This is a genomic window from Mycobacterium sp. NGS54, assembly GCF_059812465.1.
In genome coordinates this window covers 186262-212249 of sequence record NZ_JCALCS010000008.1, presented here as the reverse complement: position 1 = coordinate 212249, position 25988 = coordinate 186262, and the positions used below count along the sequence as shown (strand labels likewise).

24 protein-coding genes are annotated in these 25988 nt (G+C 66.7%); 6 read left to right on the top strand and 18 right to left on the bottom strand.

The window, feature by feature from the left end:
• Positions 1–16: 16 nt before the first annotated feature.
• The 9 genes from AC5Y5E_RS25650 to AC5Y5E_RS25610 form a co-directional block, all read right to left on the bottom strand.
• The gene (locus tag AC5Y5E_RS25650) at positions 17–1288 is read right to left on the bottom strand and encodes a virulence factor Mce family protein (RefSeq protein WP_499906045.1); all 1272 of its coding nucleotides are present in this window, start codon (positions 1286–1288) and stop codon (positions 17–19) included.
• A complete protein-coding gene (locus AC5Y5E_RS25645; RefSeq protein ID WP_499906043.1) occupies positions 1285–2556 on the bottom strand; it encodes a virulence factor Mce family protein in 1272 nt (423 codons plus the stop codon). Before AC5Y5E_RS25645 ends, AC5Y5E_RS25650 begins: the two co-directional genes overlap by 4 nt.
• Complete coding sequence (locus AC5Y5E_RS25640) at positions 2553–3581, bottom strand: virulence factor Mce family protein (protein WP_499906042.1); 1029 nt, start codon at positions 3579–3581, stop codon at positions 2553–2555. Before AC5Y5E_RS25640 ends, AC5Y5E_RS25645 begins: the two co-directional genes overlap by 4 nt.
• Positions 3578–4954 (bottom strand): MCE family protein, encoded by a 1377-nt coding sequence (locus AC5Y5E_RS25635; RefSeq protein ID WP_499906040.1) that lies wholly within the window; start codon positions 4952–4954, stop codon positions 3578–3580. Before AC5Y5E_RS25635 ends, AC5Y5E_RS25640 begins: the two co-directional genes overlap by 4 nt.
• Positions 4955–4960: 6 nt before the next feature.
• On the bottom strand, positions 4961–5812 hold the full coding sequence (locus tag AC5Y5E_RS25630) for an ABC transporter permease (protein WP_499906038.1): 852 nt from the start codon (positions 5810–5812) through the stop codon (positions 4961–4963).
• A gap of 9 nt (positions 5813–5821) precedes the next feature.
• A complete protein-coding gene (locus AC5Y5E_RS25625; RefSeq protein WP_499906387.1) occupies positions 5822–6595 on the bottom strand; it encodes an MlaE family ABC transporter permease in 774 nt (257 codons plus the stop codon).
• A gap of 223 nt (positions 6596–6818) precedes the next feature.
• Entirely contained in the window at positions 6819–7013 is a 195-nt protein-coding gene (locus AC5Y5E_RS25620) for a ferredoxin (protein ID WP_499906037.1), read from the bottom strand.
• Between the two features lie 7 nt (positions 7014–7020).
• Positions 7021–7446: a nuclear transport factor 2 family protein gene (locus tag AC5Y5E_RS25615; protein WP_499906036.1), complete on the bottom strand. Its 426-nt coding sequence runs from the start codon at positions 7444–7446 to the stop codon at positions 7021–7023.
• Between the two features lie 15 nt (positions 7447–7461).
• On the bottom strand, positions 7462–8730 hold the full coding sequence (locus AC5Y5E_RS25610; protein ID WP_499906034.1) for a cytochrome P450: 1269 nt from the start codon (positions 8728–8730) through the stop codon (positions 7462–7464).
• Positions 8731–8855: 125 nt separating this feature from the next.
• On the opposite strand from AC5Y5E_RS25610, the gene AC5Y5E_RS25605 reads away from it, so the two are divergent.
• Complete coding sequence (locus AC5Y5E_RS25605; RefSeq protein ID WP_499906385.1) at positions 8856–10061, top strand: LuxR C-terminal-related transcriptional regulator; 1206 nt, start codon at positions 8856–8858, stop codon at positions 10059–10061.
• A gap of 3 nt (positions 10062–10064) precedes the next feature.
• On the opposite strand, the gene AC5Y5E_RS25600 is transcribed toward AC5Y5E_RS25605, so the two are convergent.
• Positions 10065–11588, bottom strand: a complete 1524-nt coding sequence (locus AC5Y5E_RS25600) for an aldehyde dehydrogenase family protein (protein WP_499906032.1) — start codon at positions 11586–11588, stop codon at positions 10065–10067.
• Between the two features lie 4 nt (positions 11589–11592).
• Complete coding sequence (locus tag AC5Y5E_RS25595) at positions 11593–11994, bottom strand: hypothetical protein (RefSeq protein ID WP_499906031.1); 402 nt, start codon at positions 11992–11994, stop codon at positions 11593–11595.
• 235 nt (positions 11995–12229) lie between these two features.
• On the opposite strand from AC5Y5E_RS25595, the gene AC5Y5E_RS25590 reads away from it, so the two are divergent.
• Positions 12230–12622 (top strand): nuclear transport factor 2 family protein, encoded by a 393-nt coding sequence (locus AC5Y5E_RS25590; RefSeq protein WP_499906029.1) that lies wholly within the window; start codon positions 12230–12232, stop codon positions 12620–12622.
• Positions 12623–12643: 21 nt separating this feature from the next.
• On the top strand, positions 12644–13858 hold the full coding sequence (locus AC5Y5E_RS25585) for a TetR/AcrR family transcriptional regulator (RefSeq protein WP_499906383.1): 1215 nt from the start codon (positions 12644–12646) through the stop codon (positions 13856–13858).
• Between the two features lie 2 nt (positions 13859–13860).
• On the opposite strand, the gene AC5Y5E_RS25580 is transcribed toward AC5Y5E_RS25585, so the two are convergent.
• The 7 genes from AC5Y5E_RS25580 to AC5Y5E_RS25550 form a co-directional block, all read right to left on the bottom strand.
• Entirely contained in the window at positions 13861–15225 is a 1365-nt protein-coding gene (locus tag AC5Y5E_RS25580) for an HNH endonuclease signature motif containing protein (RefSeq protein ID WP_499906028.1), read from the bottom strand.
• Positions 15226–15326: 101 nt separating this feature from the next.
• Positions 15327–15818 carry a pyridoxamine 5'-phosphate oxidase family protein gene (locus AC5Y5E_RS25575; RefSeq protein ID WP_499906381.1) on the bottom strand — a complete coding sequence of 164 codons (492 nt, stop codon included), beginning with the start codon at positions 15816–15818 and terminating at the stop codon, positions 15327–15329.
• Positions 15819–15851: 33 nt separating this feature from the next.
• Positions 15852–16622 carry an SDR family oxidoreductase gene (locus AC5Y5E_RS25570; protein WP_499906026.1) on the bottom strand — a complete coding sequence of 257 codons (771 nt, stop codon included), beginning with the start codon at positions 16620–16622 and terminating at the stop codon, positions 15852–15854.
• Positions 16619–17692, bottom strand: a complete 1074-nt coding sequence (locus AC5Y5E_RS25565) for a 3,4-dihydroxy-2-butanone-4-phosphate synthase (RefSeq protein ID WP_499906024.1) — start codon at positions 17690–17692, stop codon at positions 16619–16621. The genes AC5Y5E_RS25570 and AC5Y5E_RS25565 overlap by 4 nt, the downstream gene beginning before the upstream one ends.
• A 10-nt stretch (positions 17693–17702) precedes the next feature.
• Positions 17703–18773, bottom strand: coding sequence for an alpha/beta fold hydrolase (locus AC5Y5E_RS25560; protein ID WP_499906022.1), 1071 nt, complete (start codon positions 18771–18773; stop codon positions 17703–17705).
• A 38-nt stretch (positions 18774–18811) separates the two neighbouring features.
• On the bottom strand, positions 18812–21370 hold the full coding sequence (locus AC5Y5E_RS25555; protein WP_499906021.1) for a 2Fe-2S iron-sulfur cluster-binding protein: 2559 nt from the start codon (positions 21368–21370) through the stop codon (positions 18812–18814).
• A 2-nt stretch (positions 21371–21372) separates the two neighbouring features.
• Positions 21373–22482, bottom strand: coding sequence for an LLM class flavin-dependent oxidoreductase (locus tag AC5Y5E_RS25550; RefSeq protein WP_499906019.1), 1110 nt, complete (start codon positions 22480–22482; stop codon positions 21373–21375).
• A gap of 223 nt (positions 22483–22705) precedes the next feature.
• Here AC5Y5E_RS25550 and AC5Y5E_RS25545 point away from each other — a divergent pair, with 223 nt between their 5' ends.
• The 3 genes from AC5Y5E_RS25545 to AC5Y5E_RS25535 are packed head-to-tail and all read left to right on the top strand — an operon-like array spanning position 22706 to position 25986.
• Positions 22706–23647, top strand: coding sequence for an enoyl-CoA hydratase (locus AC5Y5E_RS25545; protein ID WP_499906018.1), 942 nt, complete (start codon positions 22706–22708; stop codon positions 23645–23647).
• Positions 23648–23663: 16 nt separating this feature from the next.
• On the top strand, positions 23664–24893 hold the full coding sequence (locus tag AC5Y5E_RS25540; protein ID WP_499906016.1) for an acyl-CoA dehydrogenase family protein: 1230 nt from the start codon (positions 23664–23666) through the stop codon (positions 24891–24893).
• 1 nt (position 24894) lies between these two features.
• Positions 24895–25986 (top strand): acyl-CoA dehydrogenase family protein, encoded by a 1092-nt coding sequence (locus AC5Y5E_RS25535; RefSeq protein ID WP_499906014.1) that lies wholly within the window; start codon positions 24895–24897, stop codon positions 25984–25986.
• Positions 25987–25988: the final 2 nt, after the last annotated feature.

The following is a 25988-nucleotide window of genomic DNA, read 5'->3' as shown; positions in this document are numbered from 1 at the left end:
CGGCGGCCGCCCACCATCAGCCACCTCCCGGCATCATGAGGCCGCGCAGGCCGGCCGCGGGGTCGGTGCTGACCGTCGAGGGGGGCGGTGGGGGTGGCCCGTCGGCCGGCGGAACGAAGTCGGGCCGCATCCAGTCCTCGCTGTAGGTGACCTCGTTCGGCCTGGCCTGTGCCCCGACGAAGAGGTTCTCCCCTATCGGGGGGAAGTTGTACTGACGGTTCTTCACGATCGGCGCCATGTACTGGGCGCAGAGTTTCGCCGCTTGCTCGCCGCCCAACCGCGACGCGGCCTGGATCGCTCCGCACAGGAAGGCGATCGGGTTGGCCATGTTGGTCCCCGCCAGGGCTCCGGTCAGGGCACCGTTGGCCGGTTCGAAAATGTTGCTGAAGTTCTGCAGCACCGTTGGGCTGATGTGCAGGGTCTGCTTGATGTCGTCGAGGCTCGCGACGAGCACCTTGCTGATCGACGTGAGCTTGTCCGATGCCGTGCCGACCGCCTCGCGGTTCTCCGCGGCGAAGCCCTGCACGTCGGCCACGACCGCGTTGAGGTCCTCGGTCGCGTGGGCGACCTTGTTGGGGTCGTCGGCCAGCACCGACGACACCGCGGCCAGGTTGCCATTCAACTGCTCAAGCAGATCCGCGCTGTCGTGCAGCGCCGTCACCAATGTCGACAGGTTCCTCAACGTGGAGAAGATGTCCTTGCTGTGGTCGCCGAGCGCGGACACCGCCTGCGACAACTTGATGACGGTGTCGCGGATGGTGGCGCCCTGCCCGCGCAGGTTGTCGGCGGCGGTGTTGATGAGCGCACCCAGCGTGCTGACGCCGCCCGGCTGAGTGGGTTTCAACAGGTCGGTCAGCCGCTGGAGTTGCGCCCGCAGGTCGTCCCACTCGACCGGTACCGCGGTGCGGTCCTGCGGAATGACCGCGCCGTCGACCATCGCCGGACCCCCGGCGTAGGGCGGCGTCAACTGGATGGCCCGGCCCGTCACCAGTTGGGGCGAGAGGATCGCGGCCTTGGCGTCGGCGGGCACCTTGTATTTGCGGTCGATCGAGAACGAGATCTTCGAGCGCAGCGGTTGCGGTTCGATTTTGAGGACCCTGCCCACGGGCACTCCCCGGATGCGCACGTCGTCGCCGGCGAAGACGCCGTTGCTGTTGTCGAAGTAGGCGACCACGGTTATTCGGGGGGTCTCTCCGGCGGTTCGCATCGCGACAATCACGCCAGCGACGAGCACCAAGGCAAGCGCGGTCGCCAACACCGAGCGGGCACGTCGAAGTCTCGCGGTCACGGGTGATCTCCCGGTGGCTGCGCGGGCGGCCCGGGCGGGGGGCCCCCGGGCGGCGGGGCCGGCGGCGGCTCCCGGTAGGGATAGCAACCGGGACCGGGTAGCGGCACGCTGGGGAAACCGCACGGATGATCGCCGGGGTTGCCCGTGATCGCGTCGGGCAGGGTCGTCCGCGGTGGGCCGCTCTGGCCCGTCCGCGGGTACGGCATCGGCAGCGGCGGGGTGCCGGGCTGACCCGTCTGCGGGTCGGTCAGCTGCGACGGGAGCAACGTGGCTGGATCGAGCCCCAGGTCGGAGAACGCCGCACCGATGAACGGCTGGACGAACTGGCCCGGCAGCAGGTTCACCACGTACGCCTTGAAAAAAGGCCCGGACGACAGCGACTCGCCCAGCGACATGACGTAGCTGTTGATCAGCGGAATCGCCTTCTGCACACGCTCTTTGCGGTTTTCGACGATGGCCAGCACCCCGTTGAGCTTGTCGAGCGCCGGGCGCAGCTGCTGTCGGTTCTCGGCGATGAAGCCCTGCAGTTGTCGCGACGCCGCCGAGATATTCGACCAGATCTGATCGAGTGCGGCGCTCTGGGTTCGCAGCTGCGCCAACAGCGCGTTGGTGTCGCGCACCAGGCTCACGATCTGATCGGTGCGCTTGGCCAGCACCCCAGTCGCTTTGGCCGCGTTGTCGAGCAGGCTGCGCAGCTGGGTGTCACGGTCATCGAGGGATTGCGCGAGCCGGGCCACGCCCTTCATCGCGTTCCGGAAATCGGCCGGAGTATCGGCAAAGGTTCGCGCCAGCGTGTCCAGCGAGGAGGACAGCCGGTCGGTGTTCAATCCGCTGATCGTGCTGGCCAGGTCGCCGAGCGCGTCGGGCAGCTGATAGGGCGACATCGTCCGCTCCATCGGAATGGGACCGTGTAACCGGCCCTCGCCCCGGGGTATGACGTCGATGAACTTGCTGCCCAGCAGCCCCTTGGTCTTGATCGCCACCTCGGTGCGGTCGCCGAGCCGAATGTCGTTGTCCACCTTGAACTTCACCAGGACGCCAGGCCCGTCGAGTTCGATGCTGGACACTTTGCCCACCGGGTAACCCGAGACCTCGACGGTGTTGTCAGCCCGCAGGCCGCCGGCATCGGCGAAATAGGCGGAGACGCTGTTGCCCTGATCGAAAAAAGGCAGCTTCCGGTATTCCAGCGCGCCCAGCACCACGCCGGCCACCGCCACGATGCCGACGGTGCCGATGATCATCGGGTTGCGTTCAGCGAATGATTTCATTTGGGCGCGCACCGCCCGGTGGCCTGGCCGGCGACCTTGATATAGACGGGCTGGCCGCCCTTGCCGTTGACCTTCAGCACGATGTCGCAGAGATAGAAGGCGAAGAAGTCGCCGTATATGCCCTGGCGGACCAGCGCCTGATATTTGTCCGGCAGAGTGTTGAGCAGATTGTCGAGGTATTCGTGGTCGGCGAGCGCGATGTCCGCGACGCGGTCGGCCTCGTGAACGACCTTCGAAAACGGCGCGCGCGCCTGCGACAGTAGGTCGGCGACCGAGCCGGCGGCCGCGTTCGTGTAGGCCACCGCGTTGGAGATGTCGGTCTTGCGCTCCGCGAGCCCGTGCACCAACTCCGACAGCGACGTCACCGCCTTGTCCAACCGATCGCTCTGGCCCCCAAGCGAACCCAGTACCACGTTGAGGTTGGTGACGACCTGCCCGATGAGTTGGTCTCGGTCCGCCAGGGTGTTGGTGACGGCCGCCGCCTGTTCCAGGAATGACCCGATGGTCGCGCCCTGCCCCTGAAACGCCTGCAGCAACTGCTCGCTGAGCGCGTTGACCTGGTCGGGGTTCAGCGCGCGAAACAGTGGCTTGAATCCGCCGATCAGGGCATCCAGATCCAGCGCCGGCTTGGTCCGGGCCAGGGGAATCGTCTGGCCGGGGCTGAGCGCGGCCAGCCCGCCGGCCCCTTCCTCCAGCGCGAGGTAGCGGTCGCCGAACAGGTTGTCGTACCGGATCACCGCCTGGGTCCCCTGGGTGAGGGTGACGGAATTGTCGGCGGTGAACGCAACGCGCACCGTCGCGTCCGGGTTGATGGAGATCTTTTCCACCTTGCCGACTTCGACGCCGGCGATGCGGACCAGCTTGCCCTCCCGCAGGTTGGACACGTTGGTGAACTCGGCGTAGTACGTCTTGCCGTCGGAGAACCGCGCCTCGCCGAACACGGCTACCAGCAAGGACGCGGTGAGCAGGCATACCGCCAGGAAGAAGCCGAGGCGCACCACGACGCCCTTCAGGTTCTCCTTCACGGCCGTTCTCCCGGCGGCGGGCCCGGTTGAGGCGCAGCGGTTTCCGGCGGCGGGGCCGGCGGTACCCCCGGCCACAGCGGCACACCGCCCGGCCCGTACAGCGCCGCGCCGTAGGGCGGGCCCCCGGGGTTCGGCCCGATCGCCGGCCCGGGAATGCATTGGCGGATCGAGGGCGGCTTGGGCTCGGCGCGGGTCACCGGGAGGAAGTCGGCCCAGCACGGATGCCCGATGCCCGGGTTGGGCCGGATGTCGAGCCCGGTTCCCCATCCGGTGTTGGTGACGAGCTCGCGCACCGGGAAGTTCTTGGCGGGGTCCGGCAGCGAGCCGCACCCCGGCTTCCCGCCGGGACCGCCTCTGGCCGCGACAAGCGGCAGGTTGTCGGGGTACACGTAGGGGTCGTTGCCCAGCAACAGCGCCACATCCAGCTGCAGCGTCCGGCCATCGGCGCCGCCCCACGCCGAATAGCCCCCGTTGTCGAGATACCACTTGGCGCCCTGCAGGAAGCAGGTGTACTCGGGGTTGTATTTGAGCAGCAGGTTGGTCGTCGGCTCGAGGGTGTTCACGGAGGCGACGAGATTGTCCCGGCTGTAACCGAGCAGGTTGGTTCCCGTGTTGGACAACCCGATCACGTTGAGCAGCAATGCATCCAGTTGCTTCGTGTGATTCACGACGGTCGCGCTTGTCGTGCTGGCGGCGTTGAGAATGGTCAGGATGTCTTGCGCGGCAGCGCCATAGGTCTCCGCGAAGTTCTTGACCGATCGCCAGTCCTGGCGGATGGTATCGCTGCGCGCGTTGAGGGCCGCCAGCACCTGGTTGAGGTCGGTCGTGGCCTGGCCTATCCGCTCGCCTTGGCCGCGCACGGCGTCGGCCACGGAGGTGAGCACCGCGTTCAGCTTCAGCGGATCGATCACGTTGAGCAGGTCGACAACGTTTTCGAAGACCGTGTTGATCTCGGTGCTGACGTTCTTCGAATGCAATACCGCCCCGGCGGCCAGGCGCCCACGGCTCGGGTCCTGCGGCATCACCAGCTCGACGAACTTAGCGCCGAACGCGGTGGTGGCACTGATCTGCGCCTCGACATTGGCTGGGATATAACGGATCTGGTCGGGGTCGATCTCCAGTTTCAGGCGGGTGCCGTTCTGGTCGTCTGCGATCTGGCTGACCCGGCCGACCTGCACCCCGCGCATCATGACCTTCGCACCCGTGTCCATCACGAGCCCCGAGCGTTCGGCGGCCAGCGTGACCGGCACGTAGGACCGGAGGGCCCCGTTGAAGGACACCGCCGTCACGAGGACGACCACGCCGATCGCCGCAACCAGGACCAGCGTCCACCACGCGTCGTGCAGACGCTGTTTCCCGGGCCCTCGGCTCATGCCCACTCAGCTCGCCAGGTGGAAGTTCGGGGACTGTCCATAGATCGCCAGCGTCATGACGACGATCGCGATCGACGCGACGACCATCGAGGCGCGCACGGCGCGGCCGACGGCCTCGCCCACCCCGGCGGGCCCGCCCCGCGCGTTGTACCCGTGGTAGGTACAAACCAGCATGATCATCAGTGCGACGATGACGACTTCAACCGACGACCACAGCACGTCGGTCGGTCGGAGGAACGTGTTGAAGTAGTGGTCGTAGACGCCCGACCCTTGCCCGTAGACGGCCGTGGTGCCGACGCGAGCGGCCAGATAAGCCGTCATCAGCCCGACGCAAAACAGCGGGACCGCCACGACCACGCCCGCCAGCACCCGGGTGCTCGCCAGATAGCTGATGCTGCGGATGCCGATCACCTCGAGGGCATCGATTTCCTCGTTGATCCGCATCGCGCCCAGTTGCGCCGTGGCGCCGGCGCCGACGGTGGCCGCCAGCGCGACCATCACGGTTCCCGGCTGAATTTCCCGGGTGTTGAAGAAAGCGGACGCGAAGCCGGTTAGCGCTTCGACGCCGACGGAGGCGAACTGGTTGTAGCCCTGCACCGCCACGATGGCGCCGGTGGTCATGGCCAAGAACCCGACGATCACGACCGTCCCGCCGATCACGGCGAGAGTCCCTACCCCCAAACCCATTTGGGCGATCACCCGCAGCAGTTCGCCGCGGTAGTGCACCACGGCGTCGGGAATCCCCGCCACGGTGCTGGCGTAGAACCGCACCTGCGAGCCGACGCGGTTCCATTCGCCCGCAACGCCGTTCGCCAGGCGGTGGATTCGGGTGGGGCCGCTCGGGAGGCTGATCGTCATCGGTTCACCTCACGACACCATGAACGGCATGCCGACGGCGGTGACGATGATGTTGATGACGAACAAGACGATGAAGGCAAAGACCACGGTTTCGTTGACCGCCCTGCCGACGCCGGCGGGGCCACCGCCCACCGACATCCCCTTGTAGCAGGCGATCAGTCCCGCCATCATGCCGAACAGCGTCGCCTTGATCATCGAGATCATGACGTCGACCGTGTGGGTGAGCGTGGTCAGACCCGTCACCCACGCGCCCGCCGAGACGTGCATCAGGAATACGGAGCAAAAGAATGCGCCGATAAGACCCGTCGCGGTCACCACCGAACTCAGCGCGAGTGAGATCGTCGTGGCCGCCAGCACCCGGGGAACCGCCAGCGCTTGAATCGGATTGATGCCCATGACCCGCAGCGCGTCGAGCTCCTCGCGGATGGTTCGGGCGCCCAGATCCGCGCACATCGCCGTAGAACCCGCGCCCGCAACCACCAAAACCGTGACGATGGGGGCGCTCTGGTCGACGGTGAAGATCGCGCAGCCGGTGCCGGAGAAATCGGCTGCGCCGATGTCGGTCAGCAGGACGTTGAAGAGGAACCCGGAAATCACCGCCCACGGGATCGTCATCAACACCCCCGGCAGCGTCGACACCCGGGCGACGAACCAGCACTGCAGCAGGTACTCGCGCCAGGCGAAAGGCGGCCGGAACATCGACGCGAACGTGTCCAGTGTCATCGCAAAGAAGTCGCCCATCGCGCGGACTGGCTTCGCCGCCTGATCGACCACCATCACCATCGCGCTGCGCACCACCTGGAGTTGCTCACGCCGGCCCCCCGGACAGGTCGAAATGGACGAGTGACATCAGCGAGGGTACGCGGCGCAAGCCCATCATGTCCATAGCGGATACGCTGTAGCGACGATGCCTCTGTCGTAAATAACCACGCCAAACGCCACTTGCTAGCAGTGATGTATTTTGGTGGTATCGCCGCGGCGCCCGACGGGCCACGCCGCGTTCCGGTCACTCCGACACCAACCGCAGCGCACCAGACGGACACAAATTGACCGCGTTGTGCACCGCGCGCCGCTCGCGGTCCGGCACCTCATCGGAGGCGATCAGCACGATGCCGTCGTCGTCCTGGTCGAAGAAAGCGCCCGCGGTCATCACGCACATGCCCGTGGCCATGCAGATCTCGCGGTCCGCTGTCACCTTCATCGGGCCCTCATTCGAAGGCCTGCAGGGTCAGGGCCGAATTCATGAAATCGCGGAAGTACAGCCAGCGACCCTCGCGCAGCGTGATGATGTGTGCGAACTCCGATTCCCATTCGTGCCCGGTGGCCAGTCGCCGGAAGCGTTGCCGGCCCCAGACGGCGAGGTCGTCGCCCTGTGCGATGAACTTCCACGGCTGCATCGCGACGATCTCGATGTGCTGCCCGACGATGCCGAAGAACGTCATCGCCTCGGTGATGCCTCGGTAATCGCCTGTGTACGGAATCTTTTCGGTTCCGTAGTAGGTGATGCGCACGTCAGGATCGAGGTGTGCGAGCGCGGTCTCGAGGTCGCCCGCCGGAACCGCGGCATAGATGGCCTTGGTCGCCTCGATGTTGCGCGCTTCGCTCAGCGTGGTCGTGATTCCGCCTTTGCTCATAGCTGCGCCGCTGGGTTACGAAAGGTGAAGGGGCAGGCGGACATACGCGTGGGTCAGCAGGCTGGCCGTCTGCTTGGTGCCGGGATCGTCGGCCAGCGCGACCGTCCGATAACGATCGAGCACCGCGTTGAGCACCGCCATCACCTCTAACCGGGCGAGCGAGGCGCCGAGGCAGAAGTGCAGGCCGTGACCCAAAGAGAGCTGCTGGCGAATGTTGGGCCGGTCGATGTCGAGTCTGCCCGGGTCGGGGAACACCGCGGGATCGCGATTGGCCGAGCCGAAGAACAACGCCACCCACTCCCCCTTGCGGATCAGCTTGCCGTCGACCTCCACGTCGCGCGTGGCGATCCGAAACAGGCGTTGCGGCGGCCCGTCGAGCCGAAGTGTCTCCTCGACAAAGATGTTCAGCAGCGTGCGGTCGGCGCGAAGGCGCGCCTGGACCTCGGGTTCTCGGGCCAGCGCGTGCAACAGATTGCCGATCAGGAAGGTCGTCGTCTCGCTGCCCGCGACCACCAGCGTGACGCAGAACCGCACGATTTCCTCGGGGGTGAGCCGCTGCCCGTCCACCTCGGCGCGCAACAGCGCCGAAATGAGGTCCTCGGCATCATCGACGTCTTCGTCCGCCGAGCGCTGCGCCAGCCGCGCCGTGTGCTCGGCAAGCCGCGTGGCGAACGTCGCCACCATTTCCTCGTTGCTCGCCATGCGTTCCTCGGGAGTCAGCGACGACGACAGCATGAACGCGTTGGCCCACCGGCGGAAGCGCACGTGGTCACCGTCGGGCAATCCCAGCAGCCGAACCATCGCCCGGGTGGGGACCTCGGCGGCGAACTCCATGACGTCGACGGTCCCGTCGGCAGCGGTATCGAGTGCGTCGAGCAGCTGCGGGACCAGCACGTTGAGCCAGCTCTCGAGCCGTTTGACGCGGCGCGGGGAGAACGCCTGGCTGACCAGCTTTCGCTCCACTTCATGCTTGGGCGGGTCGGTGTTGACCAGCATCAGGCTGGGCGCCGACGAGGCCTCTTGCAGCGGGTCCCGCGACGAGAAGGTGGTGCTGTCTCTGGCGGCCTCGAAGACCTGGTCGTAACGGAAGAGCGCCCACGCCGTCACGGGCTCGTCGGCGCCGGGAACGGTCCCCGGCGGCCAATCTCGGTACCCCGCAACGGGTGACAGCTTCCTCAGCTGGTCATACAGCGGATACGGATTGGCGATACCTTCGGGTGTGGTCAGAAGTTCGACGGGCGGAAGGGCCTGCGCGCCGGTCGCAGTGATGGCCTCAGTTGACATGTCGACCAGCCTGTGCCGGTGGCGGCGGCAAAGCGATCCCCCGTTGGGGAGGACTCCTGCCCCCATTTGAGGGCAATTTCGTTTTTCGGCCGCGGCGCCGACCTTCTGGGAGGAAAGTGAGCCGGGTGATTGGTGTCAACGCTGACGAAGATCGCTACGGCGCGCCGGATCCGGTCCCGCACGCCACCCTGGCCGACGGCGACCACCCGGGTTGGGCGTCGCGTCCGGTCCGGGAAACCGGCGCAGCGCGCCGCTACCGGGACGCATTTCAGGACTGCGGCGTCGACCCCACCGATGATCCGTTGGCGGTGGTGGCCGAGGCCATCGACAGCAAGGCGACCGTGGTGCGCAACGCGCTCGAGGCGCACGGCAACGAGCGCGCGCTCAACGCGTTGGAATCGCTGCTGGACCTGTGCTCACTCGAGCGGGAGTTGATCGAAGACGGGGCCAAGCGGCGGACTTTCGCGCTGCTGGCGGTGCAGGAGGCCTTGAGCAAGCTGCGCGCGGTGGACGACGTCGCGACGATCGTCGACCGGGCACCGCGCGAGATGGTGGAGTCGTGTGGCTTCGACCGCGCCGTGCTGTTTCGTGTGCACGAGGGTCGAATGGTCATGGAGTCAGCCTATTTCGGTGAGGACAGCGCCGGTGCGGAGGAGATGGTCGCCTTCGCGCAGTCGGTGGCGCCGCTGCTGGACCACATGCTGATCGAGACGCAGATGATCCGCCGTCACGCGCCGGCGATCGTGCGCGACGCCCGCAACGACCCACGGGTCAACCGGCCGATCGTCGACTTTTCGTTGACGCATTCGTACGTCGCGGCACCAATAATGCCAACGGGCACGGTGATCGGGTTCCTGCACGCCGACCGCCTGTATTCCGGGCGCACCGTCGACGAAATCGACCGCGACACGGTGTGGGCGTTCGCCGAGGGGTTCGGGTATGCCTACGAGCGCACGGTTTTACTGGAGCGCATGCGTCGCCAGCACACGGAGGTTCTTCGCGCGCTGGCGTCCGCGGACGAGGCGGCCCGCGCGCTGCAGGACGCCGATCTGGACTTGCGCAAGATCGAGCCGGTCGAACGCAGCCCCGCCGCACGGTCGTTGGCCGAGGTGCAGACCCGGGTGATGACCATGCTGACCCGCCGTGAGGTCGAGGTGCTTCGGTTGATGGCGGCCGGGCGCACCAATCAGCAGATCGCCGATGAGCTCGTGATCTCGGCGGGCACGGTCAAGTCGCATGTCAAGCGGGTGTTGCGCAAGCTGAACGCGACCAATCGCGCGGAGGCGGCTTCGGCGTATGTGCGGCTGGCCAGCGTGCCCGAGTTGGCCTGACGCTCAGGCGTTGTCGGCGTTGCCGAGCAGGACGTCGTAGGGCTTGGCCTCGCGTCCGCCGGAGAGGTCCAGATGTACCGTCTTGACCTCCGTGTACGCGTCGAGCGCGTCGGGACCCAGTTCGCGTCCGATTCCGCTCTGCTTGTAGCCGCCGAACGGCAGCCGGCAATTGATCTGGTGCGCGTCGTTGATCCACACGCTGCCGGACCGAATACGTTCGGCCATGCTCAACCCCCTGGCGTTGTCGGACGTCCAGATGCTGGCCGCCAGGCCGTAGTCAGAATCGTTGGCGATCGCGACGGCCTGGTCGTCGCCGTCATACGGGATGACTACCAGCACCGGGCCGAAGACCTCCTCACGGGCGATCGTCATGTCGTTGGCAACGCCGGTGAGAATCGTTGGCGCAACCCAGAATCCCCGGTCGAAGGATCCACCCGTGATCGCCTCTCCGCCGAGCGCCACGTTGGCTCCGGCGGCTCGCGCCTCGTCGATGTACCGCAGGATGCGGGTGCGTTGCGCTGCGTCGATCACCGGACCCAAGTCGGTGTCCCAGTCCCGAGTGGGTCCGACGACGATGGTCTTCGCCCGCGCCACGAGGCGATCGACGAACTCGTCATGCAGCGCCGCGGGAACCAATGCGCGAGTGCCGGATTCACAGATCTGACCCGAGTAGGCGAAACAGCCGTAGAGCACGCCGTCGACGGCCAGATCGAGGTCGGCATCGTCGAGGACCAGCGATGGCCCCTTGCCGCCGAGCTCCAGCGTCAGCTGTTTGACGGTGCCCGACGCGAGCCGCATGATTTCGCGGCCGACCGCGGTGGAACCGGTGAACGCGATCTTGCCGACGTCGGGATGCGACGCCAACCGGGCCCCCGCTTCGTGCCCTTCCCCCGGCACCACGTTGAGCACCCCCGGCGGCAAGCCGTTGCGTTCGGCGATGCGGGCGAACTCGAGTATGGAAAGCGGGGTGTGTTCGTCCGGCTTGACGACGACGCTGTTGCCGGCCGCGAGCGCCGGGCCGATCTTCCAAATGGTCAGCAGCAGCGGGAAATTCCAGGGTGTTATGGCGCCGACGACGCCGATCGGCTCGCGGTGCACCACACTTTGACTGAGCACCGGGAACGTCTCGACCGGCGCGGCCCGTTGCCACGCATAGTTCTCGGCGAGGTCGGCGAAATAGCTGAAGTGACTCAGCGCGTAGCCGATGTGAAACCCGGTGGCCAGCCGAATGGTGGCGCCGTTGCACGCCATCTCCAGCTCGATCAGGTCGTCGCTGGCTTGATGGGCCGCCGCGGTGATTCGGCGCATCACGGCGGCGCGGTCCTGCGGGGTCGCGCGGGACCACGAGCCGCGCTCGAAGGCGGCTTGGGCGGCCGCGACCGCCGCGTCGACGTGGGACGCATCGCCTTTGGCGACCGTGGCAACCAGACGCTCGTCGCCCGGGTCGATGATGCGCATGCGCCCGGCGGAGTCGACCGGTTCGCCGCCGATCAGCATCGGATGGTGCGGGACGGCGGTGGTGGTCATGGATTCAGGCCACCCCGCGATCTTTGTCGGCAATCTTGGCGCGGTACATCGGGAACAAGGGCTTGGTCAGCGGAATGAGGCGCAGGATCTTGCCGATCGGGCCCTTTGCCCTCACCTGGCCCTTTGCCAGGCCGATGGTGAGGTTGTAGTCCCCACGCCAGAACCGGTCCGCGACATCGGCCGGCATGCTCATGGTGACGTCCGGTGTGAGATCGCTTGGGCCGCAGATGACTTGGAAGTCCTCGCGCAGGGCGACGGTGAGCTCATAGTCGGGGTCGGTGTAGATCACCCGCATGACGATGTTGGCGGCGCGGAACTTGGGCCCGGACTGGGGGTGGTCTCCCGCCTCCCGAAAGACTCCGCCGATGTATTTGTCGATCTCGCTGGTGTCGCTGAACAAACTCATGATTGGCAATGCAAGCACCGCCGCGACGCCACGGTCAGACCCCAAATGGGAAGTCTTGGTGCCCCGAAGGAGGGAGGAACGGGTGGCGAACCACTGCGACGAGCCCGCCGAAAACATCGCTATGTCCATAAACGCTATGCCTTGAATGGGCCAATTGAGAGGTAAACCAGCATGTAATGGCGCACATGTATGGATTGATGTATTTTGTTAATCCGAGCAGAAGGGGAGTTTGCGGATGACAGATACCAAGGAAGCCAGTGAGAAGCTCGTCCGCGACTTTCTGGGATCCTGGCCCGCGCGCAGCCTGGAAACGATCTGCGGCGGCTTCGCCGACGACGCCGTCTATCACAATGTGCCGGTCGAGCCGATCGTCGGCATTGCCGGCATCCGCGCGACATTCCAGGCGTTTTTGGACGCGTTCTCCGACGCCAAGCTCGACATCGTCACTCTGGCCGCCGAGCCCGGCCGGGTACTCGTGGAGCGCATCGACTACTTCACCATGAACGACGGCCGAAAGGTCGTGCTGCCGGTGACCGGCGTGTTCGAGGTGAGGAATGGCAAGATCACGCGCTTCAGCGACTACTTTGACCTTGCGGACTTCGAGGGCCAGAGCGGGATGAAGCTATAGGGGGTCGAGTCAATGGAGACCATGCAGTCCCCCGCCCGACCCGTGCGGCGCCGGCCGAAAGACCGTAAGCAGCAGATTCTGGACCAGGCCGTTGGGCTGTTCATCGACCGCGGTTTTCACTCGGTCAAGCTGGAGGACATCGCCGAGGCGGCGGGGGTCACCGCTCGCGCGTTGTATCGCCACTACGACAACAAGCAGGCACTGCTGGCCGAAGCGATCCGAACCGGCCAGGACCAATACCAGAGCGCGCGTCGTCTTACCGATGGCGAGGCGGAACCCGCGCCGAGGCCGCTGAGCGCCGATCTGCCCGACCTCATCGCGGCGGCCGTCGCATCCCGGTCCCTGACGGTGTTGTGGCAGCGCGAGGCCCGTTACCTCAACGACGACGACCGCGCCGAGGTGCGGCGCCGCATCAACGCCATCGTCGCCGGCATGCGCGAGAACGTCCTGCTCGAGGTGCCCGGTCTGAGCCCGCAACACTCGGAGCTGCGGGCCTGGGCGGTGTCAAGCACCCTGACCAGCTTGGGCAGGCACAACCTGACCCTGCCGGCCGACGAACTCAAAGAGCGCCTGTTCCAAGCCTGCATGGCAGCGGCGCGGACACCTCCGGCCTGCGAGCTGACGCCCCTCCCGGCCGCGGCCGCCGGCGGCGACGACGAAGGCGTGCTGTTCTCCCGCTACGAGACCCTGCTGGCCGCGGGCGCGCGACTGTTCCGGGCGCGGGGTTATCCTGCCGTCAGCACCAGCGAGATCGGCAAAGGGGCCGGAATCGCCGGTCCCGGCCTGTACCGTTCGTTCTCCTCCAAGCAAGCGATCCTCGACGCCTTGGTCCGACGCTTTGACGAGTGGTTGAGCCTGGAGTGCATCCGAGCGATGCGCGCGAATTCCGCAGCCGCACTACGCCTTCGCGGCCTGGTCCAGGGCCATGTCAGGATCAGTTTGGACGCGCCGGACCTAGTCGCCGTTTCCGTCACCGAGCTCTCCCACGCCTCTGGCGAGGTGCGCGACGGGTACCTGAGAAATCAGTCCGATCGCGAGACGGTGTGGATCGAGCAGGTCACCAAGCTGGTGCCCGCGACCACCGCCGCCGAGGGCCGACTGTTGGTCGCGGCGGCGATCAGTTTCATCGAAGATGTCGCTCGCACTTGGCATCTGACGCGATACGCCGGGGTCGCCGACGAGATCACCGCCATCGCACTGTCGATCCTGACCAGCCGGGCGCCACTGCCGTCTTGACGTCAAATGGGTTCGTCGTCGTCGGAGTTGCGGTGGAATCGTTCGGGGTGGTGGTAGGGGTTGGTTCGGGGTTGTCCCCGATCTAAGTGCGGTGGCGGTATCCATTCGGTTTCGCCGTGGGTGTTGGTGCGGGTGGTCCATCCTTGTTCAGCGAGGCGGTTGTCGGGGCCGCAGGCCAGGGTGAGGTCGTCGATGTCGGTGCGGCGGGTGGTTTTCCAGCCGGTGACGTGGTGGACCTGGCTGTGATACGCGGGGGCGTCGCAGCCGGGTTTGGTGCAGCCGCGATCGCGCGCGTAGAGCATGATCCGCTGGGCGGGTGAGGCCAGGCGTTTGGTGTGATAGAGCGCCAGCGGCTTGGCCTCGTCGAAGATCGCGAGGTAGTGATGCGCGTGGCCGGCCCAGCGAATCACATCCGACATCGGCACCAGCGTGCCGCCGCCGGTGAGGGCCTTGCCGGTGGCGGCCTCCAGCTCCTTGAGCGTCGTCATCGCGACGATCGACACGGGCAGTCCGTTGTGGCTGCCCAGTTTCCCGGAGCAGAACAGGGTCCGCAGCGCGGCCAGGAACGCGTCATGGTTGCGCTGGGCCTGGGAGCGGGTATCGCGGCGCACCGCGTCCTCATCCGGTGTGTCGTCGATCACCGGGGTTTCGTCGTCGGGGTTGCACGCGCCGGGCGCGGCCAGCTTGGCCAACAGGGCCTCGATCGCCGCGCGCAATTCCGGGGTGACCAGGCCGCTGAGGCGTGACATGCCGTCGAATTCCTGCTCCCCGAGGATCAGGCCGCGCCTGCGCGCGCGTTGTTGGTCGCTGAACTGGCCGTCCGGGTGCAGCCACTCCATGATCCGGCGGGCGTATTTGGCCAACTCGTCGGGGCGGTAGTGGCTGGCCTTGTCGGCCAGGTCGGCCTCGGCGGCCTCCCAGGTGGACGGGTCGACCTCGGCGGGCAGGTGGGCGAAAAAGCTGCGGATCACCCGCACATGCCCGTCCCCGATCAACCCCTCCCGCTGCGCGGCCGCCGTCGCGCCTAGGTGCGGGGCCAGTGGCTCACCGGTCAGCGCCCGCCGCTCGCCGAGGTCCTCGGCCTCGGCGATGCGCCGCCCGGCCTCGGCCTTGGTGATCCGCAACCGGTCGGCCAGCGCGCAACACAGGTTGCCGCCCAGTTCTGCCGGAGTGGCCTGCGCGTCGAGCTGATTGATCAGCTCGTGCTGGGGGGCGCGCAGCCGGCGCGCCGCGCCTTCCAGACGCTCCAGGGCCCGCAACCGCTCCGGGGTGGTGAGCACATCAAAAGACAAATCGCACAACTGTTTCAGGGCACCATCGAGCGCGTCGAAAACCTCGACGATCTCCTCACGACTGCCCGAACTCATACCCCGAATCGTAGAAACACCCACCGACAAGAATCGCCGCTTTGTGACCGCTGAAACCAAAGTGACACAAGGGATTACAGAGATCTAGCGTCGAGGCCCAGCTAGTGCTTCCGCACAACGCGCTCCGGCTCGCCCGGCTTCCAGATTGTGATGTCCAGGTGCCCATCAGCGACCTGCACCGCAGAACCGCCAATCAAATCGGCGCGATAACAGTGATCGAAGTCTTGCCCCCTGATGTCGAAGCCGGTTTGGCGGAACAGGTCCTCGGCGAAACGTTGATGCAGGGCCTTGTCTTGCACGTCATCGACGATGCCCCACAACTTCGCGTCGCCGTCTTTGACCTCGGTGTCGACGGTCGCGGTGTGTAGACAGAAGCGCGGATCGCGCGCGAGGTCCCTGAACTTCGTGGTGCCGGGCATGCCAGAAATCCACAGCTGATCTTCGAAGAACCTTGGCTCGACAGGGCTTATCCGCGGGAATCCGTCCGAGCGCAGGGTGTCGAGCATGCACAGGTTGCCCGCATCAGCGTGGCGGCGCGCGAAGACGGCCGCGATTTGCGGCGCGGCTTCGGTGAATTCTTTCCAACCAGTCACGATCACCAACCTACGACGAACCACCGCGCGCGCTCACCACAGCGCGGCGATGGTTCCACCGTCGGCGATCTGCGTGGTTCCGGTGATCATCGACGCGTCGTCGGACAACAGGAAGGCGACGATTCCGGCCATCTCCTCCGGGGTGGCCATGCGGCCCTGCAGGCGGGCGATCATCGCACCGGCGCCGCCTTGTCCGAGGGCCTCGTCGAACATCGTCATCGCGGTCTGCTGCATTGGGGTGTCGACGAATGCGGGCAACAACGCGTTGGCGCGGATGTTGGACGAGCGCAGCTCCGCGGCGGTGATGCGGCTGAGGTGGCTGATCCCGGCCTTGGACATGCCGTACGCCCCCGTGCCGCCCACGGCGACATGACCGGCAAGCGAGGACATGTTGACGATCGCTCCCCCTCCCCGCTCGATCATCCGTGGCGCCGCATGCTTGGTGCACAGCCAGGCGCCGCGGAGGTTGACCGCGATGACACGATCGAAGTCCGCGACGGTCGTCTCGATCAGCGAAGCCATGTGAACCACGCCGGCGTTGGCGACGAGCTTGTCCACGCCCCCGAACGACGCGACGCATGCGTCGACCATGCCGATCACCTGTTGCTCGTCGCTGACGTCGACCCGGTGACCGATTGCGCCGCAACCGATTTTGAGTGCGGTAGCACCGGCCGCGGCACCGTCGATGTCCGCGCACAACACGCGACATCCCTCGACGGCGAGCCGCTGTGCGACCGCCAGGCCGATCCCGGCGCCGGCCCCGGTGACGATCGCGGCCTTGCCGGCCAGGTCTGGGTGGTTCAACCCGCCGCCGCCAACGGTTCAGCGCCTATGCCGCGCTCGCGAATGGCACCGAAAAGGACAAGCCCCAATCCGGGAACGTCGTCGGAAAGTTTGAGCGCATACACGCCAAGGTCGCGCAGGATCCACGCCACCGTCTCCGCCATCGGGTCGACGGCAGCGTCGCGTCCGGCAAAGAGGCCACAGGCCCGTGGTTGTCCCGAAGGACGCAGATAGAGAACCAGGCCGCTGCCTCGGGACGACATCATGTTCAGCGCGCTGTTGAGTTCCCCTCCGCATCGGCACGCCTTCGAGCCGAACACGTCCCCGGTCAGGCACTCGACGTGAATGTGAAGCGGCACCGGCACTCCGGTGCCGGCCGAGCCGACGATGACCGCCAGATGTTCGCCACCGTCGTGCGCGCCGCGGAAGCCGATGACGCGTGAGTCGCCTACCCACGTCGGCAGCACCGTCTCCGTCAGCCGGACCACCTGGGGCTCGGTACGGCGCCGATACGCCACGAGCTCACCGATCGACACGACAGCCAGCCCATGTTCGACGGCGAATTCGGTCAGCTCGGCACCGCGGGCCATCAGCGTCGGGTTGCGCCGCGAGACGATCTCGCACAGCGCGGCGGCGCGGCGACGTCCCGCGAGGGCGGCGAGGTCGACGGCGGCTTCGGCTGCCCCGCGCCGGCCGAGCACTCCGTCCGTTCCGGCCCGCAGCGGAACCACATGTCCCGGACGGAGGAAGTCCGAAGCCTCGGTTCCCGCGGACCCCAGCGCCGCGATGGTGCGGGCGCGGTCGCTCGCCGAGATCCCCGTCCCGGTCCCGCGAACGTCGACCGACACGCGAAGCGCGTTGTCGCGGTGGCACATCGGTGGGAGATTCAGCCGCTCGCACTCGTCCCCCGGCAGGGCGACTCGCACGTATCCGCAGGTATGGCGAACCATGAACGCCGTCAGCGCCGAGGTCGCGGCGTCGGCGGCGAAGACCAGATAGCCGTCACCGTCCGAATCACCGGTGACGACAACGGGTCTACCCGCCGCCGTCGCGGTGATCGCGCGCAGCACCCGCACGTCGGTGGTCTTCATCGGCGCGCGCTCACTGACCCAGCCCGCCAAGGAAATCCAGCAGCAGCCGGTTGGTCTCCTCCGGCGCTTCCTGTTGGATCCAGTGCCCGACGTCGGGAACCATCTGAGTACCGCGGTAGTTCGGCATGACCTCGGGTGCGTGCTCGATGGCCTCGGCGCCCCAGGTCGTCCCGACGTCGTATTGCCCGCCGATGAACATCGCCGGTGGCGTGAGCGGCTTGCCTTCCTGGTCGGCCAGGTCGTGCCAGTCGTTGTCGATGTTGTGATAGAAGCTCAGCGGACCCGCGAAGCCGGAACGCTCGAATTCGCCTGCGTAGAAATCGAGGTCGGCGTCGGTGAGCCACGCCGGCATCGTCTCCGGGTAGACGAAGGCGTCCTTGAGCTTCGCGCCTTCGGCCATGCAGAGCGGGCCGGCGCGGATCACGTCGATCGGGTCCATGGATGCCAGGTCGACGCCCGCGTCGACCGCGGCCTTGGTGGCCGCGATCATTCCCTCGCCGGAGACCGTATAGGTCAGGCCGAGCAGCCATCCCCGCACATCTTCCTCGATCTCGGCGATGATCCCGTCCTGCGCCGAGAAGTAGTCCTGGTACCAAACCCGGCCCTCGCCGGCGAGCTCGAGGTGATAGTCGTTGGGGCGATGCTCGCCGAAGGGGCTGCCCGGCAGGCCGATCACGCCCCGACCGGCGAACGGAACGCTGATGCCGACCACACCGGCGCACCTGTCCGGGTGCAGCCAGGCGAAGGTCCACGCGACCGGCGCGCCCCAGTCGTGACCCACCACGATCGCCCTGTCGGCACCGTAAGCATCGACAACGCCGAGGACGTCGCCGACCAATTCCTTGATGCGGTAGGCCGATTGGACGCGATACTTCGACGAGCGGCCGTAGCCGCGCTGGTCGATCGCCACCACTCGGTAGCCCGCGGCCGCCAACGCGGGAATCTGATGGCGCCAGGAATACCAGGACTCCGGGAACCCGTGCAGCAGCACGACCAGCGGGGCTCCTGGGCTTTCGGGGCCGTCTTCGACGGCATGAATGCGAGTGCCCCGACAATCCAAGAATCGGTGGACCTGCGACATCGTCTTCGCCTTTCTGGTCGAGGCCTGGAGTGGTTGACCTAGAGCGTTTGGCTCGGCGCCGAACCGGCAACGGCCACCAGCCGTTCCGCGGGATCGGCGACCGGCACCGTGTGATTTTCGTAGTTGCGGGCGATGAGCGTCTTCTGCCCCGACAATCTGGTGCGCGCCCACTTGCCGATCACCCGGCCGGCGATCCCGGGCTTCATGAGCGCCGACGGCGGCTTGACGAGGTGGACGACGGCGAGGAACTCGCGATAGGCGTCCAGATCGTCGTGTACCAGCTCGACCAGCCGGTCCATATACCAGGTAAGCGCCCGGAAATAGAACGGCCGCTTCTTGTCCACATCCTTCATCCAGTCGAAACGCAGATTCTGTTCGCGGATCACGAACCAGGCCGTGTCGGCCATCTTGGCGATCACTCGGTAGTAGCGGCGCGGCAGCTCCGGGTGGCCCGGACCGTACTTTGCCAATAACACCTGCATCTCGCGAACTTCCTTGAGCGCCAGGCTCATACCCAGGCCGGATACCGGATCGGCGCTGGTGTAGGAATCGCCCACGGCCAGCAACGCCCGCGGCAGGTTGCGCTTCTTCTCGTAGTGCAGGCGGAGCATGTTCGGATAGCGGAAGTTGTAGATCGGCGAGGCCGGCTCCAGCCCGTCGATATTCTCCCCGATGACCGGTGACGGCATCAGGTCGGCGAATTCGCGGAACTCCCGCGCGGTGCGGGGCGGCGAATAGCAGTTGTACGCCACCAACGACGTGGACAGGATGGTGCGTGAGCTGTCCGTGTAGTACTGCGCCGCGTACGTGTCCTCGAATGGACGGTACGCATAGCAGATCACCATGACCTTGTCCCGCCACTGCCGGTCGGGCGGAACCCGGTGCTGCATCGTCGAATAGAAGCAGTTGATGATGTCCTGCTCTACCTCCGGAGCCCCAATCCCGATGCGCTCCAATATCTCTGGCACCCGGGTGTTCTTGCCCGACGCGTCGACGACGAACTCGGCGGGCACCACTTCCAGGTCGCCGTCCCCCGCCGCGCCCTTGCTGACGGCAACCCCGACGATGGCGTTGTTCGCGCGGTCGAAGACGAGGTCGACGACCTCCGCCTCGTAGCGGAAGTCAACCCGCGGCTCGTCGTCGAGGCGCCGCCGTACGCACCACTCCAGCAGCGGTCTACCGGCACAGACGATCTCGATGTCGCTGGTGCCGGGCTTCTTCCAGCTTCCACCCACCCGGATTCGGTATTGGGCCGCCATGTCGACCTTGAACGCGCCCTCGCGCACCATGTCGTCGACGATGCCGGGAAAGAAGCGCTCCAGCTCGATCTGCCCGGCGGTCAGTAGATGGTGCAGATGCCAGCCCTGCGCCGCACCCGGTCTGCCTTCGCGCCGACGATGCGGGTCGTCCTTCTCGAGAACGATGACCCGATCGAAGGTCTCGGTGAGCACCTTGGCCGCGGCGATGCCCGCGATGCTCCCGCCGATCACCACCGCCGTACCGCGACCGCGGCCGCGCACCTCGGCGATGTCGAGGGCCGCGGTGTCGAGCCGATCCGGATTGCGCCGCCGCGCCGCCCCGCTCGGGACGAACTTCTCGTAGTACAACCCGACACGATGAAACCGGTTGGCGTCCAGCCAGGTTCGGGCGGCCTCGACCATCGGCGCCGGACCGCACAGATACACGTCGGCGTCACCGTCGGCCGGCATCGCCCCGTCCAGCAGGTCGGTGACCAGGCCCGTCCGGCCATCCCATCCGGCGTCCGGGTGCGCGACGATGACCTCCACCTCGAGGCCGGCGACGCGGCGCCCGAGCTCGTGGAGTTCATCGAGCTTGCACAGGTCTTCGGTGGAGGTGACGCCGTAGAGCAGGCGGACGGGCTGAGCGGTGTCGGCGGCCAGGCTCTGGGCCATCGCGAGGATGGCGGACAGGCCCGTGCCGCCGGCCACCAGGATCACCGGCCTGACCACCGGGCGCAGATAGAAGCTGCCTTTGCCGCACCGCAGCGCAATATGGTCGCCCGGCTTCGCGCGGTCGCGCAGGTAATTCGACATCATCCCGTCGGGCAGCAGCCGGATGATGAACTCCAATTCGCCGCCGCCGTCGGCGGGATGTGCGTAGGAGTAGTTGCGCCATGTGGTGGTGCCCGGAACCTGCAACTGGGCGAACTGCCCGGCCTTGTAGGTCAACGGCGCGGCCGTCGGCGAGGAGTGGGTAGCGACATCCACTCGCAGCACGGCGGTGCTCGGCGAAACCAGCTCGACCCCGGTCACCACGCCGTCACAAGTGACGAGCAGCGCCGCGTTGTCGTCGGCCGAATACTGCAGTTCGATGCGGCAATCCGAAGTGGGGAACGTCTGGCAGGTGAGGATCTTGCGGGCCTCGCGCTCCACGTCGGACAGGCCCTCGGTGCGTCCCATCTCGTACTGGCCGGCGGTGCAGGTGGCGACGCATGTGCCGCAGATTCCGCTTTGGCATTCGTTGACGATGGCCACACCGTGTTCTTCGGCGGCATCCAGGACCGTCTGGTCCGGCCGGACCGGCATCGCCTTTCGCGTTCCGTCCGAATAGTCGATGGTGACCTGACAATCCGCCATCGTCAGACGACCGCTATGACGGGCTTCTTGGCGATGCGTGCATTGAGTCTGGGCATGACTTCCTCGGCCAGCAGGCGCAGCGACTCCTTCCAGGGCCCCGGGTTGTCGATGTAGTCGAATCCCAGAACCAGGAGATGGCCGAATCCGCCCACCTGGTCGTAGGTGGCCTCGAGCTTGTCGACCACCGTCTCCACCGAGCCGACCACGAAGGTGTTTTCGGCGAGGTACTCCGGCGTCACGTCGTCGTCGGGCACCGACGGGTTGTGCTTGTAGAACTTGGTCATGCCGAACATGCGGAACGTCGGCAGCACGTATTCGCGCATGGCGCGCCCCATCGTGCCGTCGACGGCGTAACGGAACGCCTGCTCGTCGGTCTCGGCGACGAAAACTTCACGCACCAAACGCCAATCGCGGCGATCCGGGGTCCGACCGCTGCGCTCGGCACCCTCGAGCACCGCATCCCAGTGGGTCGCAACGTATTCGGTGTTGAGGTCGAGACTCATCGGCAGGTAACCCCGCTCACCCGCGAGCTTGAGGGTCTCGGAGCCCGCGCTGAACCCGGTCACCCCGATCGGAGGATGCGGCTTCTGAAACGGCTTGATGTGGCGCTTCATCAGGCCCTCGAACATCGGCGCGATTCCGTTGGCGTTCCAGTACTTTCCGCGATGTTCCCAGGGCTCGTCCTCGGTCCAGATGCGCAACATGATCTCGAGCGCCTCGCGGGTCATCTCCCGGTGCTCGCCGTTCTTCCCGTCCACGTCGTACAGGGCCCAGTCGCCCGGGATCCCGCTGGCGCCGACGCCCAGCATGAATCGGCCCTGCGCGAGGTGATCGAAGTAGGCCACACGGTGCGCCAATTCGACCGGGTGGTGATACGGCAGCAGATGCGCCCCGGGCGCGAGCTTGATGGACTTCGTGCGCAGCAGCGCCTGCGCCAGCAGCAGGTCGGGCGCGCAGATCGGCTCCCACGGCACGGTGAAGTGTTCGCCGACCCAGGCTTCGACGTAGCCGAGTTGGTCCGCCAGTTCGATGATGTCGAGGTCCCATTGCGTGGCGTCGTAGAGCGTGCGCTCCGGTGGATGGGCCGGCATCAGGAATATTCCGATCTCCATGGTCAACCCTTCCGGTCTTCGCAGTGGCTGCGGGCCTGCCTTAAGTAGGTATACCACAGTACTAGCAAGATACTTCGCTGCGCACAAGAGCCATTTTGCTTGGGATTTTGTCGCGATCATCTTTTTCACAGCGCGTATTGGCTATGGACATCCGGGCTTGGCGCCGCGTAACCTCGCACAGGTCACCCGCGCAAGCGCGCGGTGAGCAGTAAAAGGAGGCGCCATGAACGTCACCGGACTCCATCCGGTCGATGGCCGGGAGAGTTCCGCGCGGCATTTCGACTTCATCGAGTACGAGACGATCGATGAGGGTCGGATCGCGGCAATCACCCTGAATCGCCCGAAACAACGCAACGCGCAGACACGCGGAATGCTGGTGGAGCTGGGCGCCGCCTTCGAACTTGCCGAAGCCGACGACGCGGTCCGGGTGGTCATCCTGCGGGCGGCGGGCCCCGCCTTCTCCGCCGGACACGACCTGGGGTCCGCAGACGACGTCCGCGAGCGCTCGCCGGGCCCGGATCAGCACCCCACCTACCAGTGCAACGGGGGAAGTTACGGCGGCGTCGAATCGCGCAATCGCCAGGAGTGGCATTACTACTTCGAAAACACGAAGAGGTGGCGGAACCTGCGCAAGATCACGATCGCTCAGGTGCACGGCACCGTCCTGTCGGCGGGCTTGATGCTGGCTTGGTGCTGCGACCTGATCGTCGCGAGCGAGGACACCGTGTTCGCCGACGTCGTGGGCACCCGCCTCGGCATGTGCGGGGTCGAGTACTTCGGGCATCCGTGGGAGTTCGGGCCCCGCAAAGCCAAGGAACTTCTGCTCACCGGCGACTGCATCGGCGCGGACGAAGCGCACGCGCTGGGGATGGTGAGCAAGGTATTCGCCGCCGATCAACTCGGCACCAGCACAATCGAATTCGCCCGCCGGATCGCCAAGGTTCCGACTATGGCCGCGTTGCTCATCAAGGAATCGGTCAACCAAACCGTCGACGCCATGGGTTTCACCACGGCGCTCGACGGTTGCTTCAAGATCCACCAGCTCAATCACGCCCACTGGGGTGAGGTCACCGGCGGGAAGCTGTCCTACGGGACGGTCGAATACGGGCTCGACGACTGGCGCACCGCGCCGGCGATCCTGCCCGCGACCAAGCACCTCCCGTGAGTCCGGGCGCCCCGCAGTGGACATCACCTACCCGCTCGAAGCGGAAGCGTTCCGCGACCGGATCCGCGCCTTCCTGGCGCAACACCTCCCGGCCGGCTGGGCGGGGGTCGGAGCATTGCCGCCGGAGGAGCGGGACGCGTTCGGGTCGCGGTGGCGCGAAACTCTGGCCGCCCGCGGCCTGGTCGCCGTTTCCTGGCCGAAAGAATACGGCGGATGCGGTCTGTCCCCCCTCGAACAGGTAGTGCTCGCGGAGGAGTTCGCCCGGGCCGGCGCTCCCGAGCGGGCCGAAAACGACCTCCTGGGAATCGATTTGCTGGGCAACACGCTGATCGCGCTGGGGTCGGAGGCGCAAAAGCGGCATTTCTTGCCACGCATCCTCACCGGTGAGGATCGTTGGTGCCAGGGATTCTCCGAGCCCGAGGCCGGCTCGGATCTGGCGTCGGTGCGAACCAGGGCCGCGCTCGACGGCGACGAGTGGGTGATCAACGGGCAGAAGATCTGGACGTCGGCCGGTCACACCGCCAATTGGATCTTCGTGTTGGCGCGCACGAATCCCGACGCGCCCAAGCACCAGGGTCTGTCCTTGTTGCTGGTGCCGATGGAACAGCCCGGCGTCGAAGTACGCCCGATTGTCAACGCGGCCCGACACTCCTCCTTCAGCGAGGTCTTCTTCACCGACGCGCGGTGCGCATCCGGCAATGTCGTGGGCGGGACCGGAAACGGATGGCCGACCGCGATGACGCTGCTGGGGTTCGAACGCGGCTCCCAAGTCACCACCGCCGCCATCGAATTCGGTCGCGACCTTCAGCGGCTGTGCGAACTCGCCCGCGAACGCGGACTGAGCTCCGATCCGCTCATCCGAGATGGGTTGGCGTGGTGCTTTTCCCGGATACAGATCATGCGGTACCGCGGCTACCGCGGATTGACGCTGTCGCTGAACGGACGGGTGCCCGGTGCCGAGGCCGCGATCACCAAAGTCATCTGGAGCGAGTACTTCCGGCGCTATACCGACCTTGCCGCCGAAATCCTGGGACTGGATGCGGTCGGCCCCGAGGGGCCCGGAAACGGCGGTGCGCGCCTGGTGCCGGAAGCGGGCACGCCCAACTCGCCCTCCTGCTGGATGGACGAGCTGCTCTACGCGCGCGCCGCGACCATCTACGCCGGGAGTTCGCAAATCCAGCGGAACGTGATCGGCGAGCAACTCCTCGGGCTGCCGAGGGAACCGCGCCGGGAGGCGGTGCGCTGACGTGGATTTCCGTTACAGCACCGAACAGGACGACTTCCGGGCATCGCTGCGCGGATTGCTTCGCGATCAGCCGCGGCGCCTGCGTGACGTGGCCGCCTCCGGCGGTCACGACGGAAGGCTCTGGCGGCGGCTGTGCGGCGAGATGGAGCTGCCCGCGCTGCACACGCCGCCGGAGTACGGCGGGCTCGGCGCGACCCTGGTCGAAACCGCGATCGCCTTCGGCGAGCTCGGCCGGACGCTGGCTCCCGTCCCCTTCGCGGCCACGACGTTTGCGATCGACGCGATCCTGACATTGGGCGACGAGGAGCAGCGCAAGAGCCTGCTCACCGGTCTGCTCACCGGCGAAAAGATCGGGACGCTCGCGGCCGGTAGCCACAACATCCTCGAGCCGGCGGAGGCGACGGTACGGGCCCATCGACTCGACGGTCGTACGGTGCTCAGCGGGGAGTGCGCCCCGGTGCTGCACGGGCAGGCGGCCGGCGTGTTCGTGGTTCCGGCGGTCGCCGACGGTGCCGTGGTGCTGCACGTGGTGACCGCCGACTCCCCCGGGGTCACGGTCGTCCCGCTGCCCTCGTTCGACATCACCCGTCCCGTCGCCAGGCTCCGGCTGACGCAGGCCCCGGCGGAAGCCTTGGCTGGGGGATCCCCCGACGACGTCCAACGGGTCCTGGACGTGGCGCGGATGCTGCTGGCCGCCGAGATGCTCGGTGGCGCCGAGGCCTGCCTCGAGCTCTCGGTCGAATACGCCCGCAGCCGAAAGCAATTCGACCGCACGATCGGATCATTCCAGGCGATCAAACACGCCTGCGCCGACATGCTGATCGAAATCGATGCGACTCGCGCGGCCACGATGTTCGCCGCGATGACGGCCACCCACGGTGACGAGCTGCACGTCGCGGCTCCGCTGGTCAAGGCGCAGGCCGCGGACACCTATGTGCTCTGCGCCGGCACCGCCATCCAAATCCACGGCGGCATCGCCTTTACCTGGGAACACGATCTGCACCTGTACTTCCGCCGGGCCAAGACCACCCAAGCGATCTTCGGCAGCAGCGCGCGGCACCGGGCGCTGCTCGCCGACCGAGTGGGCCTGTAGGA